The 18,561-nt window shown below is 36.1% G+C and carries 10 protein-coding genes; 6 read left to right on the forward strand and 4 right to left on the reverse strand.

Annotated features, from left to right (window positions below):
* Positions 1 to 52: 52 nt before the first annotated feature.
* The 4 genes from infB to rimP form a co-directional block, all read right to left on the reverse strand.
* Positions 53 to 3,061: a translation initiation factor IF-2 gene (gene infB / locus ETSB_RS01720; RefSeq protein ID WP_044105920.1), complete on the reverse strand. Its 3,009-nt coding sequence runs from the start codon at positions 3,059 to 3,061 to the stop codon at positions 53 to 55.
* A gap of 182 nt (positions 3,062 to 3,243) precedes the next feature.
* Entirely contained in the window at positions 3,244 to 3,534 is a 291-nt protein-coding gene (locus tag ETSB_RS01725) for a YlxR family protein (RefSeq protein ID WP_044105921.1), read from the reverse strand.
* A 22-nt stretch (positions 3,535 to 3,556) separates the two neighbouring features.
* A complete protein-coding gene (nusA, locus tag ETSB_RS01730) occupies positions 3,557 to 4,780 on the reverse strand; it encodes a transcription termination factor NusA (RefSeq protein ID WP_044105922.1) in 1,224 nt (407 codons plus the stop codon).
* A gap of 38 nt (positions 4,781 to 4,818) precedes the next feature.
* Positions 4,819 to 5,280, reverse strand: coding sequence for a ribosome maturation factor RimP (gene rimP / locus ETSB_RS01735; RefSeq protein WP_044105924.1), 462 nt, complete (start codon positions 5,278 to 5,280; stop codon positions 4,819 to 4,821).
* A 1,739-nt stretch (positions 5,281 to 7,019) separates the two neighbouring features.
* On the opposite strand from rimP, the gene ETSB_RS01740 reads away from it, so the two are divergent.
* The 6 genes from ETSB_RS01740 to ETSB_RS01765 all read left to right on the forward strand — a co-directional run bounded on the left by ETSB_RS01740 (position 7,020) and on the right by ETSB_RS01765 (position 17,862).
* Positions 7,020 to 10,514 (forward strand): AAA-like domain-containing protein, encoded by a 3,495-nt coding sequence (locus ETSB_RS01740; protein WP_044105925.1) that lies wholly within the window; start codon positions 7,020 to 7,022, stop codon positions 10,512 to 10,514.
* A gap of 753 nt (positions 10,515 to 11,267) precedes the next feature.
* Positions 11,268 to 12,434, forward strand: a complete 1,167-nt coding sequence (gene sat, locus ETSB_RS01745; protein ID WP_044105926.1) for a sulfate adenylyltransferase — start codon at positions 11,268 to 11,270, stop codon at positions 12,432 to 12,434.
* 485 nt (positions 12,435 to 12,919) lie between these two features.
* Entirely contained in the window at positions 12,920 to 14,209 is a 1,290-nt protein-coding gene (locus ETSB_RS01750) for a dihydroorotase (RefSeq protein ID WP_044105927.1), read from the forward strand.
* 290 nt (positions 14,210 to 14,499) lie between these two features.
* Positions 14,500 to 15,228 (forward strand): 16S rRNA (uracil(1498)-N(3))-methyltransferase, encoded by a 729-nt coding sequence (locus ETSB_RS01755; RefSeq protein WP_044105928.1) that lies wholly within the window; start codon positions 14,500 to 14,502, stop codon positions 15,226 to 15,228.
* 1,142 nt (positions 15,229 to 16,370) lie between these two features.
* Complete coding sequence (locus ETSB_RS01760) at positions 16,371 to 17,120, forward strand: HEAT repeat domain-containing protein (RefSeq protein ID WP_044105929.1); 750 nt, start codon at positions 16,371 to 16,373, stop codon at positions 17,118 to 17,120.
* 133 nt (positions 17,121 to 17,253) lie between these two features.
* Positions 17,254 to 17,862: a flavin prenyltransferase UbiX gene (locus ETSB_RS01765; RefSeq protein WP_044105930.1), complete on the forward strand. Its 609-nt coding sequence runs from the start codon at positions 17,254 to 17,256 to the stop codon at positions 17,860 to 17,862.
* The last annotated feature ends 699 nt before the right edge of the window (positions 17,863 to 18,561 follow it).

The raw sequence follows: 18,561 nt of genomic DNA on the forward strand, positions 1-18,561 counted from the left end.
ATAAAGAGTCCATAATAGCTTATAAACTAGCTATTATGGACTCTTTGTTGTTTTACCTTCCCGCTAAAGTACGACGTTTCATTACCATTTCGTAAGCTTCAATGATATCCCCTGCTTGCCAATCACTGAACTTATCGATTCCGACACCACATTCATAACCAGCGTTAACCTCACGGGCAAGTTCTTTAACCCGTTTGAGGGAATCAAGATTTCCTTGATAGACTATATTATCGCTGCGCCGCACTCTAACAAAGCGGTTTCGTACAACCTTGCCAGACTGAACATAACAACCGGCCACTGCTCCTCGTCCCAGGGGAAAGACAGCCCGAACTTCGGCTTGTCCAAGGGGAGATTCCACTTCTTCAGGTTCGAGTAACCCTTCCATAGCTCCTTGAATATCATCGAGGAGTTTGTAGATGATGTCGTACTCTCGAATATCCACCCCTTCGTGGTCAGCCGCCGCTCTAGAGCCACTAGCAAGGGTTGTATTAAAGCCGATTACCACTGCACCACTAGCAGCCGCTAAGTCTACATCGGTTTCGGTAATTTCCCCAGGAGCAGCCAGGAGAATTCGGATTTGAACCTCATCTTGAGGTAACTGTTCTAAAGAACCGAGAATTGCCTCTACAGACCCTTGAACATCAGCTTTAACAATAAGATTAAGTTCTTTCAGTTCTCCTTCTTGAGCTTGAGCCGAAATAGTACTAAGGGTTACCCGACGAGAAGACGTTGCTTGTTGCAGACGGGTTTGGCGTTGATCAGCCGCTCCTTGTTCAGCCACGACGCGGGCTTCTTTTTCATTGGCATAGACATCAAATTCGTCTCCCGCCGAGGGAACGTTACTAAGTCCGAGAACCTCAACGGCAAATGAGGGAGAAGCGGCTTCTACTTTTTCTCCACGATCATCAATCATGGCACGAATTTTACCGAAGACTGAGCCAGCAACGATAGCATCTCCTACCCGTAGAGTTCCATTTTGGATAAGGAGGGTGGCTACTGGACCCCTAGTACGGTCAAGGTTAGCTTCGATGACTGTTCCTTTAGCGAGACGATTGGGGTTAGCTACCAATTCTTCTACTTCCGACAACAGGATAATCATCTCTAGGAGAGTATCAAGGTTTTCCCCTTTGAGGGCACTAACGGGAACCATAATAGTTTCCCCTCCCCATTCTTCAGAAAGTAAACCCAATTCTGCTAATTCTTGTTTGATGCGATCAGGGTTAGCTTCAGGTTTATCGACTTTATTGATAGCTACTAATAAAGGAACCTTTGCTGCTTTAGCGTGACTAATCGCTTCTCGTGTTTGGGGTTGAACCCCATCATCCGCAGCCACTACCAGAATCGCAATGTCTGTTACCTTAGTTCCGCGCGCTCGCATGGCGGTAAAGGCCTCGTGACCAGGGGTATCCAAGAAAACAATCTGTTCTGATTGTCCATTGTGTTTAATATCCACATGGTATGCCCCGATATGCTGAGTAATTCCTCCAGCTTCTCCTTGAGCGACCTTCGTTTGACGGATGGAGTCGAGCAAGGTAGTTTTTCCGTGATCGACGTGACCCATAATAGTGACTACTGGAGGGCGACGCTGAAGATTATCCAAGTCGTGTTCATCGAGCATTTCTGTATCTTTAGTCGCTGCAGCTTTTACTTCGGGGACTTCCACTTCCACCCCTAATTCTTTTGTGACTAACTGAGCCGTTTCTAAATCCAGTGTCTGGGTAATATTGACTGCAATTCCCTTAGAAAAAAGATTCTTAATAATTTCAGTTTCAGGGATTTGCAGCCTATTAGCAAGTTCTCTGACTGTCAGATTACTGTCTAGAATAATAGTTTCAGGACGTTGAATGACTTCTTGACGTTCGCGACGTTCTGTTTTCTGACGTGTTGTTGATCCCCCACCGGTGTCGGGTTTGGGCATCGGTTTTTTAGGCTTGCTGACAGCAGCTAGTTTCGTCTGAGATTGAGGTTTAGGGGGACGAGCCGTAGAGAGACTTGCGGTCAAAGGAATGGGATTGAGACCAGTTGTTGACTCAAAATCCTCATCTTCTTCGTCAAGACGTTTAGTCCGACGTTTAGCTTTGGCAGCTCCTTTGTTTTTTACTTTAGATTCGCGTTCTTCCTCTTCTTCTTCCCATTTTTTCTGTTTTGAAGGACGCGCTGACGTAGGACGTTTTAAGGTTGGTTTAGGTTTTAGAGGCGTTTCGAGAACATCATCATCGACTACATCTGAATCATCAATTTCGTCTGATGGGAGTTTGACCGAAGGAGCAATTAATTCAAGGGTTTCCTCTTTTGGTTGCCTTCCAACTTGCGGTCGCTGGAGATCCAGTTTAGCTTTGATTTTAGTGATTTTCTTATTAGGAGCCGGAGTTTCAGCGGAAACTGTTTTTGGAGTCGAGGTGGTCTCTAACGAAAGTTTTTTCTGTGGCTCAACTCTTTCTGTTGGTTCAGGTTTAGAGGTAAGTTTCAAACCTGACTTCCCAGAAGGAGATTTCTGAGAAGATTGAACTAGAGGTTTAGATAGTTGGGGAGGATTGAGAAGAGTCGGAGTAGGTTCAAGTTCTTGGCTATCTTCAACTAGAGTAGTTATAAGGTTTTCGGAGAGTTTAGTTTTCTCTGTAAGTTTTGGCTTCTCGCTAGGATTAACAACTGTTTCCTCTTTGTTTGATGCTTTTTGAGGCGATTTTTGAGAGTTTACGGGGGGGCGAGATAATTGTGGTTTAGTAGGTAACCGAGGGGGAGCCACTAAGGTTGGAGAAGAACCCTGAGGTTGTCTTGAGGCTTGATTAGAAGAACTCTTATGGATTTGCTTATGATGAATAGCTAAGATTTGTTGTGTGTTTTTTTCGTTAGGAGATGTTTTTTCTTTTTCCTCAGTTGTCTGGCTGGCAACGTATTTACTTGCCATGGCCTTGAGCCGTTCAGCCTGGGATTCACTAATCGTGCTACTGTGGCTCTTAACAGGAATGTTAAGCTGAGTGCAAATTTCTAGGATATCTTTATTTTCTAGGTTCAACTCTTTCGATAAATCGTAAATTCTAACTTTTTGTGCGTTGTTCATCCACTATCCCCCTGACTAGGTTTGTGTTGGTTTAAAGACTTGGACCCTTGGCTTTTGAGCAACGGGCAAGTTCTGGGTTTTGTCAGTTCCATCTGACTGCCATCATGACGATCTTATAAAATGACCTTACTCCTATGCTAACGACCAAAGACATCAAGACGCATCCCTAAATAACCTAAATGTTAAGAATTGGGAGGTTTAGCTGATACAGACTCGGTATCAGCTAGTATCTGCCAACGACTCCACAGAGTTTGATAAATGCTATCAGGGACATTAGTCCTAAGCATTTTGCCCAAAAGGTTCTTTTTACTGGCGTTGTACAAGCAATTTTCCTGAGGACAGATATAGACAGATCTTCCCATCCCCTTATCTAATTGTACCTGTCGAGATGAATGAACTCGAACAATACGCCAAAATGTCTGTTTTGGTGCTATCTTACGACAACTAACACAACGTCGATAATTGGGCTGCATAACTAAATGGAATGATTATTCACTATTTAAATACAAGGTCAGTTTCGTCATTGTCTTTTTCATTACTCAAAAGCTCTGACTTGTTAGAGGGTTGCTGTTCTTTGTTAATTTCTAGCTGATAAGTAGATGTATCTTTGATGTCAATTTTCCACCCAGTTAAACGGGCGGCTAAGCGGACATTTTGACCCTCTTTACCAATGGCTAAGCTCAATTGGTCTTCGGCGACCAAGACCAGAGCATGACGTTCATCAGGATTAATTAAAACCACTTGATCTACTCTGGCTGGACTAAGGGCGTTGGCAATATAGGTAGCAGGATCAGGAGACCAACGAATCACATCAATTTTTTCTCCTCGCAGTTCATTAACTACTGCTTGAATTCGAGATCCTCTAGCTCCAATACAAGCTCCTACAGGATCTACATCTCGCTCTAGGGTATCTACCGCAATTTTAGTTCTTGGCCCGACATAGCGAGAAGGGGGATTAGCTTCACGGGAAACAGCCACTATCCGCACAATTTCTTCATCTATTTCAGGGACTTCTACAGTAAATAAATCGACAACTAAGCCAGCAGCTGAGCGCGAAACGATCAGTTGAGGTCCACGATGTGAGCCTTCTAAAACTTTTTTAAGGATAACTTTGAAACTAGAATTGGCGCGATAATTGTCATTAGGTAGTTGTTCTCGTTTGGGTAGGACTGCTTCAACTTCGGGTTGACTAAAAGCACTTTGAACAGCGACGATCGCATCTTGGCGTTCAAAGCGTAAGGATCTCGCATTCAAAACTGTTCCTTCAAGATCATTAAATTCTTCTTGAATAAGTTTACGCTGTTGATCTCGTAGTTTTTGTATAAGAACCTGTTTAGTTTGAATGGCCGCCATGCGCCCGAAATCCTTTTGATTTGGAGTTACATCTAAAACTACTTCGTCTCCCAATTGAGCTTCTAAAGCAACTTCTTGGACTTCTTTAAGAGAGATGTGATGGTCAATGTTATCGACTACTTCCACGATTCTTTTGGTAGAAAGGATGCGAAACCCTTCTTCTTCAATGTCTAGTTCTACTTCAAAGTTATTAAAGTATTCATCATGAAATTGCTGACGATCTAAGCTTTGGGAACGACGATAACGTTCATACCCTTTGAGTAACGCTTCTCGCAAGGCTTCTTGGACGGCAGATTTTGGTAAATTGTGCTGTTGGCTAATTTCATCAATCATTTTAGCCAGACCGGGTAAGCTGATAAGGGACATTGTTATGGACCTCCTTGACTTTAAAATATAGAGTTTGGTTAGGGATGGTCATCAAGTGTGATTGTGGTAATCAGGTCCCGAGGAATTATGATCGCCCGTCCTTTCTGGTTTAGATGAACGCTCTCTGTATCTCGTTCTTGAAGTCTACCTCGCCATTCTTTTTGATTTAGGTACGGGGCATAGGTTGTGACAATGACGGCAAATCCTTTGAAAGACATAAAATCACGATCACTATTTAGTTGTCGAGAAACTCCTGGGCTAGAAATTTCTAAAACATAGGAACCTGGAATGGCTTGGGATTCATCAAGACTAGTTTCTAAGGATCGACTTAACCCTTCACAATCATTTAAGCTTGTATCTCCTTGTGCGTGACGAATATTTATACGCAACACAGGGGGTCGTTTGTTAGTCTGAAAAACAACATCAACGACTTCTAGTCCGAGATTTTCGGCAATAGGGGTAGCTATTTTAATAATTTGTGAGACTATAGGGTTATTCATTGCAGCTTAGGCACTAAAAAAAGCGGGTTCCAGCCCACTTCCTTTGAACGTTAATAATTTGGAAGGGTTGTAAAAGGTACCATGATTACTTGTCCTAACTTACTAGTCTAGCAAACTTTTAGTCCCTTTGTTTCTAGTCTGGAATTAGGTATACTTTGAAATATTTAAAAAGTCTATATTCAACTACTAGTAATCTTAGCTTCTTGGTATCAGTTGCTAGGTTGTTCTTAAACTGATTTAAAATATTCAGTAGAAAATTGTATAACATAATTAATTTATTTTTTTTAGTAAGTTATCAATAGATATTTTTAAAATGCTTTTTTAAAATTGCAATTTAATAATAATAGTTAGCGTTGATTTTTCTAATAATTTTTAAAAATTATTATTTTATTTAAAAATTTGAATTAATACTTATGTAAGTCCTTCCTATAATTTTTAATGAAATTGAGATATATTTATTATATTATTTGATATGTTATTTAACATATATCTCTAACTTTAGATAAATTATTAAATAATTAATATCTTGATAGTTAATCATATATAATTAATAATTATAGTGTCAATATATACCTTATTCTTAAGGGTTTAAACATATTTATAATTATTCTTTATTGAACAAAAATTAAATTAAATTTAATTAATAACGTTATTAACCACTATCTCGGTGATTTATAAGGTAATTACAGCAACAAATATTTTACTTTTTTGTTGCTTAATCGCTTTTACGTTAATTAAATTAGATTTATTTAGGCAAATAATTAAGTAAATAATCTTAAAACAGCGCAATATAGAAATCAACAAGAGAATATCATGGCAACGTTACAACATGGCATAAAAACAATTTATCCCGATATAAAAACGGCTAATATACCAACTTTGTACCATAAGTTATATAAGAAAGATTAAGAGAAAAAGAAAAATCAATTAAACCAAAATTATTAATAGGTTCTCCATTTGTCCCCACTGGAGAAAAATAGTTAATTTATAATAATAGTCTAATTTATTTTTTAAAAAAAGAAATTTTTAATATATCTTATGGCTATATTTTAGGTTTTGGTAAAATTTTAACATATATTTAACTGAGATATTTTTATTGTTAAATATATATTTTTTTATTTTACTTATTCCTATATATTCAAAGAATTTAAATAAATTTAATTTAATTAAATCCACATATTTTTAAGTTTTTTTACTACTCTTTAAAATATTTTACTTTTTTATTAGGTTTAATCTTTTTCTTTTAATTATAAAATTTTGTTAATTTTAAAAGTTAAGTTTTTATATATTTTTCTATATTTATGTCTCAATTACTCCAATTTTTAAATATAATTTAATTTTATATTACAACCCCAAATCTCACCAAAAAACACAGGTTAAATCAAAATAAACAAATCCATAATTAACTAAAACTAAAGCTATTAGTTTTTTATAAAAGTATTGTAAAAAAATGTATTTTTTTCGAAAAATTGAGAATAAATTTATTAATCTAAAACTAAAAAAGTTAGAAATTATTATAATTTATTGAGTCTTTTATTAATTAGGTGACTGAATTGATTTTGTCAGTTCCTGATTAAGTTATTAAATATGAGTCCTGATATCATATCTTTTAATTTCAAGTAATGCTCAAGAGAGCATTTTAATAAAAGTTGTGAAGATTTTGCCTAAATTAGAGAGTAAGTTGTTTTTAGTTATTTATAATAACATTGGTATTATAAATATTATTTATTAATGTTTTTATGATAGATAAAAATATTTCTGTTCAAAAACAATATAAGTATAAAATAGGTGGAAGTCTTTCTTTTAATCATCCAACCTATGGAGAACGTGCAGCGGACAAGAACTTATTAAAAGCTTTAAGAGCAGGAAAATTTTGTTATATATTTAACTGTCGTCAGATGGGTAAATCTAGTCTTAGAGTTCGTATGATGCATCAACTTCAAGCAGAAGGAATGACTTGTGCTTCGGTAGATATCACTAGTTTGGGAAGTGATATTAGTCAGCAACAATGGTATAGTGGAATTATCACCCAATTATTTTTAGGATTTAATTTAACTGAAAAAGTTAATTTAAAAACTTGGCTGAGAGAAAAAAAAGATTTATCGGGAGTTCAAAAATTTATTCTCTTCTTAGAAGAAGTTCTTTTAGTCTATTCTCAAGGAGAAAAGAAATATATTTTTATTGATGAGATTGATAAAGTTATTAGTCTTAATTTTTCCCTTGATGATTTCTTTAGTTTGATTCGATTTTGTTATAATCAACGAGCAGAAAAGCCAAAATTTAATAAGATTATTTTTGCATTATTTGGAGTAGCTACTCCCTCAGATTTAATTCGTGATAAAACTCAAACACCGTTTAATATTGGGCAACCTATTGAATTAACAGGATTTACCTTAGAAGAAGTTAACCCATTAGTTCCTGGATTAACTACTATTACAGATTCTCCCAAAAAAGTTTTAAAAATAGTTTTAGATTGGACAGGAGGACAACCTTTTTTGACGCAAAAACTTTGTCAATTACTTCTGAATAATTTAGACATTATTTATACAGGAAGAGAAGATGAAATTGTTACTAATATCGTACAAAAATTTGTTATAAAAAATTGGGAGTCTCAAGATGAGCCAGTTCACCTAAAGACGATTCGTGATCGTCTCCTTATCAATGAAAAAAGAACTGGAAAATTACTAGGATTATATCAAAAAATTTTAAAAAACAACTCAATTGAAGCTGATGATAGTCCAGAACAAACGGAACTGCGTTTATCTGGATTAGTGGTTAAATACAATAATAAACTTATTGTTTATAACGAAATTTACCGAGGAGTTTTTAACCAGAAATGGGTAAGCAAAGAACTCGAAAAAATTCGTCCTTATTCAGAAGCAATTACTGCTTGGATTAACTCAAATCATCAAGATAATTCTCGTTTATTGCGTGGAAAAGCTCTTGAAGACGCCTTGAATTGGGCAATAGATAAAAACCTTAGTAATATTGATTATCAATTTTTAACAGCAAGTCATAATTTAGATAAACAGGAAGCAGAAATTAACTTAGTAGCTGAAAAAAAAGCTAACGAAATTTTAACTCAAGCAAATCGAAAAGCTCAAAAAATGATCCGCTTTGGGATCGCTATTTTAGTATTCTCTTTAGTAGGAGCAATTATTTTCTTTACCCAGGCAAAATTAGCAATCAAAAAACAACAAGAAGCGCAAAAAGGAACTCAATTAGAACAAGCTGGGAATAGTGCATGGAGACGATTTAGATTTGAACAAATTGATGGGTTATTATCAGCTATAGAAGGGGTGCAGCAATTACAAACTATCGTCAGAGATCAACGAATATTACAAGACTATCCCGCTACTAGTCCCATTTTAGCCCTAGAACAAATTCTTGATCGAATTCACGAAAAAAATAAATTAACCAGTCATCAAGATGCCGTTAATAGTGTCAGTTTTAGCCCGAATGGACAATTAATAGCTACCTCATCGAGTGATGGAACCATCCGTTTCTGGGATTGGCAGGGCCGAGAGCAATTTGCCATCACCGATCATCAGGGAAATGTATATAGTGTAGCTTTTAGCCCTGATGGTCAAAGTATCGCCACCGCTTCCCAAGACGACACCGCCAAAGTCTGGACTTTACAAGGGAAAAAATTAGCAACCCTGAAAGGCCATAAATCATCAGTCTATAGTGTTAGTTTCAGTCCAAATGGAAAACGCTTAGTAACAACTTCTAGGGATTATACAGCCAGAGTTTGGGATATCCAAGGACGACAACTGGCTATTTTAAAAGGTCATCAAAAATCTATTGATCATGGGATATTTAACCCAGATGGACAACGTATCGCAACTGCGTCACGGGATGGAACCGTTAAAGTATGGGATAGTCAAGGAAATCTTCTAAAAACTCTGAAAGACGATGTAAACTCCTTTTATAGCGTCAGTTTTAGCCCAGATGGGCAACGATTAGCTGCCTCAGCCAAGGATGGAACTGTCAGAATTTGGGATAATCAAGGAAAATTAACTTTAACCTTGAAAGGACATCAGGAGTTAGTTAAAAATGTAACCTATAGCAAGGATGGCAAATGGATAGTGACAGGATCAAGTGATGGTACTGCCAGAGTATGGAATAGCGAAGGGGAAGAAGTAACGGTTTTTCATGGACATCAAAATCCCATTTATGATATCGCCATTAGTAATAATGGTCAAAGGCTAGCTACTGCATCAAGTGATGGGACAGTAAAGCTTTGGGACATGACTTCACCTATGACCAATGGATTTAAAACGATTGATAATTATGTCACGGCGGTTAGTTTTTCTTCTGACGGTCAATTATTAGTGATTGCTGCTGAAAATGGGAACGTTTATCTTTGGAATTTACACGGTAAACAGGTAAGACAATTTCAAGCTCATAATAGTGGTATTAATGATGTAAAATTCAGTCAAGACAATCAAAGACTAGTGACGACTGATAACAATGGTCGTGTTAAATTATGGAACTTACAAGGAAAATTACTAAGTGAATTATTTGATAATTCAGTGAGGGTTTATAGTGTTACTTTGAGTCCCGACAGTCAATTATTAGCGACAGCGACTCGTTCAGGAGAAGTTTGGCTGTGGAATATTGAAGGTACGTCTCCAAAGTTAATTAATAAATTTGCTGCTCACAATGAAACTATCCATCATATTAGTTTTGGTCCCAGTGCTAAAATATTAGCCACTGCATCTGAAGATGGAACGGCTAAATTATGGGACTTACAAGGAAATTTACAACAGTTATTTCTTGGTCATAAAGATAGGATTGATTGGCTAGATTTTAGTCCAGATAGTCAATATTTATTGACTGCTTCTAAAGACAAAACTGCTAGATTATGGAAGATCAATGGTAATCTTTTAGAAGTATTTAAAAGTGATCTTTTCCCTATTTCTCATGCTAGTCTTAGTCCTGATGCTGATTATTTGGCAACTGCTTCAAGCGATGGAACTATCAGGTTATGGGATTTTCAAGGAAATCTTCATACCAAAATAAAGGGCTATCAGCAGCCTATTGTAGGACTTAGATTTAGTCGAGATGGTCAACAGATTATAACAGTCGCTAGAAATGGCATCGTAAGAATATGGCCAGTACAAGAAGAATTCACTCGTTTAGAAAATCTGTTAACTCAAGGATGTCAATGGTTAGAAGACTATTTTGTTACTCGCCCCCAGGAAAAAGTTAAGCTGAAAGTCTGTAAATAATTGACAGCAAACTTTTTAGAGGTTATATCAAAAGTTAAAAGTTTATGCAAATACAAACAATAAATTAAATTAATTTTGCATGAATTTTCTTCGTCTCCTTTAATTTATAAAACCCATAAATACTTTGGTGGTGAACCTGCTCAAAAAATGATGAATATCTCTAAACTTGGAACCAATGCAAGGGTAAGGTTGAAATAAATTGATACACTTGTTTAGAATAAAGGGAGAAAATCGGTATCATATTCCAAATTGATTATATTTTTTTATGAAAGGTTAGAAAACATTGTGTTAGAAGATGGTTTTTATACAACTGTCTATAAATTTGTTATTGAGAAGATCATTAAAATTATTGCTTATAAACAATAATTTTAGTTAAAAACTATAAATTTATTTAAACATAAGAGTTAATTAGTTTTAATCAATTAATATTTAAGTCAAATTTAGTATATCGTTATTTGTTTATAAACAAATAACGATATACTAAAAAATAGGTTATTAATGTAATTAATACGCTTGCTTAGCAAATTTTAGATAAATATAAGCTAAATAGAAGTGTATCCAAAGCATATAAAACTCTAAAAATTTCTAATTGTTTACATAGAACTATTAGCCTTCCTGGATGCAGCTAAAGACAATTCTAAGAAAAATTAGAGATAAAATAGTTAAAAACTATAACATATTCCTATTTTGTTTTGATGTATAAAATTATGGGATACTAAACCTTTTAAAGAGCCAATTTGAGGATTAATAACTATGACGAGTATAATCCCCCCCCATGGCGGTAAATTGATTGATTGTATCTTAAACGGCGCTAATAAACAAATTACTTTTGAAAACGCCCATTTATTACCTCAATTAACACTTTCTAGGCGTAATCTCGCAGATCTTGAGTGTATCGCGACTGGTGTTTATAGTCCTCTCAATGGCTTTGTCACTGAAGAAGAATATCAAACAATCATTAATGATATGCGCTTAAAGAATGGTCTGGTATGGCCTATTCCTGTTACTTTACAGGTTCCCAAAGCTAGTTCTGAAAAATATCGCCTAGATAGTAATATTGCTTTAGTTCATCCTAATGGTGATATTTTGGCTGTCATGACCATTACCAGCAAATTTAAACCCGATCAAAACCACGAAGCTCGAAATATCTACCGTACCAGCGATGAAGATCATCCAGGGGTGAAGGCAATGCAAGCTGAGGGAGAAATTTACCTAGGTGGTCCTATCAACGTTATCAACCCTATCCCAAAAAGCAGTTTTCCTGAACACAGCTTTACTCCAAAAATGACTCGAGAAGAATTTGCAAAGCGTGAATGGAAGACTGTGGTTGCTTTTCAAACCCGTAATCCCATCCACCGTGCCCACGAGTATATTACTAAAATTGCTCTCGAACTAGTTGATGGATTATTCATCAATCCCTTAGTTGGGATGACAAAATCCGATGATATCCCAGCTGATGTACGGATGCAGTGCTATCTAACTTTAATTGATAAATACTATCCACAAAACCGTACCTTTTTAGGCATTTTTCCCGCTGCTATGCGTTACGCAGGTCCACGGGAAGCTATTATGCACGCGATTGCTCGCCAGAATTATGGCTGTAGCCATTTCATTGTAGGACGAGATCATGCAGGAGTTGGAGACTATTATGGTACCTACGATGCTCAACACATTTTTGAAGAATTTCAAGAGGATGAACTAAAGATTCAACCCATGAAATTCGAACATGCGTTTTATTGTACTCGTACTCAAACTATGGCAACTGTAAAAACTAGTCCTAGCACTCCTGAAGAAGGAATAAATTTGTCTGGCACTAAAATCCGCAAAATGCTCAAAGAGGGTAAGACTCCTCCTCCTGAGTTTAGCCGTCCAGAAATTGCCCAAATTTTAGTAGCATCAATGCAACGAAAATTAAGCTAGTCTAATATCGTAAATCTCAACTTGTGGAGAATTTTAATAAAATTGGACCTTCTAAACTAAGCTTTATAAATTAGTGAACAATAATTTTTGAAACTTTTATTCTGACTGTATTATCCTAAATAATCACTCCAAATACTTTATTTTATAAAATAAAGTATTTGGAGTCTTGGTAACCTTACAAGGTTAAAAATTTTAACTTTTACTTATTATGATTTTGCCAGAAATAGTCTAAAACATTCATAATAATCTTCTACTAAGCCTTTCTTGCTCCTTATCTAATTCTTTTTGATTAAATAAACTATTTAGGTTGCATTAAACAAATAATTGATAGTTTGCAGTGGGAATCAACAACTATTTACCCTTACTTTAATACTTGGAGTAGTTCATAAACTTGATATGATTAGCAACGGTTGGCTGTTTTAATAACAAAAAAATCAGACCTCTGCCAACTTGCAACTTTCAACCTCTGACTTGACGAATCTATTTTGACTACCTCTACTCTATTCCGAAAAGTCCGATTATTAGATCCTTTCTCCAATACCGACACTATTGCTGATGTTTGGTTGGCTGAAGGAAAAATCCAAGCTATTAACTCCCATATTGACTTTTTGACCCCAGATACCACTGTCATTGAAGGACAAGGATTGATTTTAGGTCCGGGTTTGGTCGAGCTTTATAGTTATAGTGGCGAACCTGGATTTGAATACCGAGAAACCTTAGCTTCTCTTGCTGCTTCGGCGATTGCTGGAGGGTTTACCCGTTTAGCTATCTTACCTGACACAATCCCAGCCATTGATACGTTAGCTGTTCTATCTTTCTTACAACAAAAATCCCAAACCTTGCAAATATCCCCTAAGTTTTATTTTTGGGGAAATTTAACTATGGGAAGAAAAAAGAAAAGAATGACGGAACTAATAGAATTAGCAACAGGAGGAATTTTAGGATTTACTGATAGTCAGGGTATAGAAAATTTGGGGTTGTTACGACGAATATTAGAGTATACTAAACCAATAGGGAAACCCGTAGCCTTAGTTCCTGAATGTCGCTCTCTTAAAGGAAATGGAGTGATGCGTGAAGGACCTCTATCGATTCATTATGGACTTGTAGGAAATCCCCAAATCAGTGAAACAACAGCTATTGCCGCTATTTTAGAGATGGTGAGTGTCATTAAGACTCCTGTACATCTTAGGGGAATCTCGACCCATCGGGGAGTGGAATTAGTTGCCCGAGGAAAAGAAAGAGGAATACCCGTAACTGCTAGTACTTCTTGGCTTAACTTATTATTAGATACTCAAGATATCGCTAGTTATAATACTAACTTACGCTTAGAACCACCATTAGGCCATGTAAAAGACCGTCAAGCCCTTAAAAATGGAGTTAGACAAGGAATTATTGACGCAATTGCTGTTAATCATCGCTCTTATAGTTATGAAGAAAAAATAGTCCCTTTTGCACAAGCCCCTCCAGGAGCGATTGGGCTAGAATTAGCTTTACCATTATTATGGGAGAATCTAGTTGTTAGCGGAGAATTGAGTCCCCTACAGTTGTGGAGAGCTTTAAGCAATAACCCTCAAAAATGTTTAGGAAAAGAGTTAACTCATCTAAAAGTGGGAGAACCAGCAGAATTAATTCTTTTTGATCCTCAAAAACTCTGGACAGTGGACTCATCTCATCTTCACTGTTTAGGAAAAAATACTTCCTGGTGGGGTCGTGAAGTTAGAGGACGAGTCGTAATGTCGGTGAGATCGCTATCTCAAAAGTTTAACGACCAATAGATAACCTTCGCATACTACTGAGGTTGTCTAAAAGAACTTATGTAATAATAGATACTGGAAACACATAGCTATAACTGACAAATAACACAATACACTGGTTAATGCTTCGCCTTATGTGAGCAAGTGTGATGCCGGTGTTAAAAGATATAAAGATAAATTGACAAATTATCCTAGTAGGTGTGGTGCAGATCCTCATTTTGAAACCTGTTGCTTAGTTTTCGTTCTTTCTATTATCTGACCTATAACAGGATGGTTGGTATAAGCTAGTATCATTGGGAATTTTCACGAAGGTGTATCGATTAGTTGTCGAATCTATTCAAAACCTAAATCAGAGGATAAGTCTAAATCCTGAACAACAGCATTATTTAAGGCGAGTTCTAAGATTAAATGACGGCGCTCACTTTGTGGCAATGAACGGACAAGGTCAATCCTACTTAGCACAATTAACAGAAAATTCGGCTTATATTTTAGAGATTTTTAAGGAATTAACAGAACTCCCCATTGCGGTTACTTTAATAATTGCTCTTCCTAAAGGCAACGGCTTTAATGAAATTGTTCGTTGTTGTACTGAATTAGGGGTAACGACCCTAATCCCAACCATTAGCCAGCGTACTTTGCTTAAACCCAGTTCTCACAAACTAGAAAGATGGCGTAAAATTGCTACTGAAGCGGCCGAACAGTCAGAACGTCAAATTGTTCCCACAATCATCGAACCTATACCGTTTGAAAAACTTTTAATAAGTGTAGACAAAACTGCTGCTGATCACTATATTTGTGCACCGCGTAGGAAAACAAAACACTTATTAACTTACTTGCCTAATTCCTCCCGAAAATCCATAGTGATTGCTACAGGATGCGAAGGAGGTTGGACACAAGAAGAAGTAGAAAAAGCTATTATTTCTGGATTTCAACCCGTTACCCTAGGTCGTCGTATTCTCCGGGCTATAACCGCTCCTATTGTTGCTTTATCCTTAGTAACTTCTGTTATTGAACGAGAGCTTATGACAATCGAAACATAGTTTAGAAGATCTCTAAATTCTTAAAATTTATTAAAAAACTAATTTAACCTGAAATTCATCGTCAAAAGTTATGATGTTGATCATTCTTCTCTTACTTTTCCCGCTCTGTTTTTCCTGCTATGCTCTCTAAAGTCTCTATCCTCGGGTTGCTCACTGAGGCTATCAATCATCAAGATCGTACTACATCATACCCAAAAATATGCAAGTAGCCTTAGCTCGTCTACAATTACCTAGTCACTATTAAAGCTTATATTTAACAGAAGCTGAAAGGAAAACTTTATATATATACTTAACAATTCAAATAAGTATATATTCCTAATTTTATGGTTTTACTTAGAGATATTACCACTTCATAAGATATATCGAGTGCTATAAGTTGAATCACTGATTACTCAAATTTTTCTTAAATTAACCTAATTTATCAACGGTAAAAAATTACCGAATAATCCTAATATTTGGCTGATCTAAGATGGATTAACTGGCAGAAGAAATATTTTTGATCTTTAGGGAATGTGCGAAAATAAAGTTACGCAAAAAATTGCAACGTAGAACTGAAACCCTAGACTGTGATATATTTTGTGAGATTGAGTAATTTACGGATTGATGAGAGAGGAACAATTCATCATAGTTGGGTTCATTTGGTAAACTTAATAAGTGAGCAGTTATTTAATAATAAAGTTCGGTTATAATTTCTCCTCTTTGGAGAATCATCTTTTAATTATTAAAAAATTTTTAAGTATATTCCTTATAAATGTAAACTCATTCCGTTGTAAAATACCTCTAGGAATGTAGTCTTTCAACTGTTTAATAGGTTAACCCCTTTTAAGGGTATATCCTGAAAATAAATTACTCGATTCAATGCTATGATGAGTTAGATAGCAGTAGTGACTTGAAGTTATTTCTTGGTCTTAACACGATGAGAAAAGAACAACTTTGAGATTTCTAGTGGAAAAAATTCAGAAATTCTTCATCATCGCTCTAGAAAAATAGTGAAAAGCAGCTGAAAACTACCGACAGCTAGCACATACCTGTGAAGCAGTGAGGAGATAACCTTCTGGGATAAGACAGGGGTTAGATAACTTAATGTCTGATATTGCGTAGGTTTCACGAAGTATAATGGATAATGGACTATCCTAACAACTATGAACGACAACGACCTTAGCGTAATCGAGACGACGGATCAGTTTAGTGAACCATTAGATTTCTTAGACTCTGCTAGTTCAGAACTGCCGCCTCCTAACCCAGAGTTAATATTACCCCTGTTAACCGATCCAGAGCCATCACAACGGATGTTAGCAGCGCGTGTGTTCTGTGAACTGCAAGACCAACGGGCAATTGCTCCTCTGATTAACCTGTTGAAAGACATTTGTCCGTTAGTAAGGATTAGTGCGGCCTACGCCTTGGGAAAAAATACTAGCCCTGATGCAGTGGGGGCATTAATTGAAATATTAAAACAGGATTGGAATGGATCTGTCCGTAAAGGTATTGTTTGGGCTTTAGGGAATGGAGGCGATCGCCGTGCATTAAATCCTCTAATTCATGCTGTTAAAACGGATATTTCAGCAGTACGTCTTTGGGCCGTTAGTAGTTTAGCCCAAATCGCTAAGCTAGAATACGAAGATCTCATAGCAACTATTGCCCCTTTAATTGAAGGGTTAAGACAGGACTGTATGGCTGCAGTCCGTGGTAATTGTGCCTGGGCAATTGGTCAATTGTGTCGAGAGATACCTTCTAATATAGTTTATGCAACGGCAATAGATGCCTTAATTGAAGCATTAGCCAAAGATGAAGATTTAGGGGTTAAAGAGGATGCTAGAAATGCGTTACTTAAGGTTGGCGATCCTAGAGGACTGCAAATGATTGAAGAACTCGAACTTGAAGGACTGATTTAATTAATTTGAGTCGTCAGACGTAATAGGACAATAGTTAAGATCTCAGATTTATTAATATTTGTTAACATAAAATTATTGATTATTTATCTATCCTAAAAGTGTAGTAGGAGAGTTCATAGTCAGACATCTTGCAATGACAAAACCTTTGATTTTAGGCATTAGTGGCGCATCTGGGTTGATTTATGCTGTTCGTGCTTTAAAGTTTCTGCTCGAAGCAGATGTTGTGGTTGAAGTAGTAGCTTCAAGAGCAACCTATATGGTATGGGAGGCTGAGCAAGGAACTAGCATACCTCTTGAACCTAAAAAACAAGCGGAATTTTGGCGAAATCAAGCAGAAGTATCCGAAAAAGGCAGACTTAACTGTCATCGTTGGGGAGACTTAGGTGCAACCATTGCTAGTGGTTCTTTTCGGACGTTCGGAATGGTGATTTTACCATGTAGCATGAGTACAGTGGCTAAGTTAGCGATAGGATTAAGTTCAGATCTGCTTGAACGAGCAGCCGATGTTCACATCAAAGAGGGTCGTTCTTTAGTTATTGTTCCCCGCGAAACTCCTTTAAGTTTGATTCACCTTCGAAATTTGACGACCTTAGCTGAAGCTGGGGTTAGGGTGGTTCCTGCCATTCCTGCTTGGTATCATCATCCTCAAACTATTGAAGACTTAGTAGATTTTGTGATAGCTCGAACTTTAGATCAACTAGATATTGATGTTGTTCCTCTTACCCGTTGGCGAGGTCATTAGTGAGTTAAGGTCTTTATAGACAGAAGTATAGCTAAAAGTATAGTCAAAAAGTTTCCATTGAAATACTCAATATTGCAAAAAAACATTATAGTTTAGCTTTAAGCTTATTTGTTAGAACTTTCAAAGTTTTTATTTGAGCGGTTGGCAAGTTCTACCAGACCTTTACATAATATTGCTTTTATACTTTTATATAGAGCTAAGTAATAACGATGGGACATCAATGAAAATTTTTTAAAACCTATGTTAACAATAACTTTTTAGACATTTTCTTTGGGCAAATAGAGACTCAAGCCTATGCTTAATCCTGTTGAATGATATTTTACTAAATAACCTGAATGTGATTAGTTAACTTATACAGAAAACAAAGTGCGCATACGCATAGGAGATACTGCTTTTAGCAGTATCTTGTCAATTAGTTAATCTGGATAGTAATTTTTATGTTCTTCATTAGTCTAATCTACATATAGGAATTTTTTAAAAAATAGAAGTCAATAAATTATTGACTAGTAAATAGTTAGATTTAGTAGTCAATAATTTATTGACTTCTTGTTAACTACAGAACGTTAAAAGTATTTAAATTTAACTTGTTATTTGAAACCTACAATAAAAACAAAGTTTAATAGTAAATCATAAGTCTATTTTTAAAAATATTATTATTGTATTCGTCATAGAGAACGTCAGCTTTCGTGTTAAAAATAA

Origin of the sequence: cyanobacterium endosymbiont of Epithemia turgida isolate EtSB Lake Yunoko, from assembly GCF_000829235.1 — a bacterium.
Lineage (GTDB): Bacteria > Cyanobacteriota > Cyanobacteriia > Cyanobacteriales > Microcystaceae > Rippkaea.

Bases quoted from the DNA above. Each gene is read 5' to 3' on its own strand.
- infB (WP_044105920.1), bottom strand. From the start codon at position 3,061: ATGAACAACGCACAAAAAGTTAGAATTTACGATTTATCGAAAGAGTTG.
- ETSB_RS01725 (WP_044105921.1), bottom strand. From the start codon at position 3,534: ATGCAGCCCAATTATCGACGTTGTGTTAGTTGTCGTAAGATAGCACCA.
- nusA (WP_044105922.1), bottom strand. From the start codon at position 4,780: ATGTCCCTTATCAGCTTACCCGGTCTGGCTAAAATGATTGATGAAATT.
- rimP (WP_044105924.1), bottom strand. From the start codon at position 5,280: ATGAATAACCCTATAGTCTCACAAATTATTAAAATAGCTACCCCTATT.
- ETSB_RS01740 (WP_044105925.1), top strand. From the start codon at position 7,020: ATGATAGATAAAAATATTTCTGTTCAAAAACAATATAAGTATAAAATA.
- sat (WP_044105926.1), top strand. From the start codon at position 11,268: ATGACGAGTATAATCCCCCCCCATGGCGGTAAATTGATTGATTGTATC.
- ETSB_RS01760 (WP_044105929.1), top strand. From the start codon at position 16,371: ATGAACGACAACGACCTTAGCGTAATCGAGACGACGGATCAGTTTAGT.
- ETSB_RS01765 (WP_044105930.1), top strand. From the start codon at position 17,254: ATGACAAAACCTTTGATTTTAGGCATTAGTGGCGCATCTGGGTTGATT.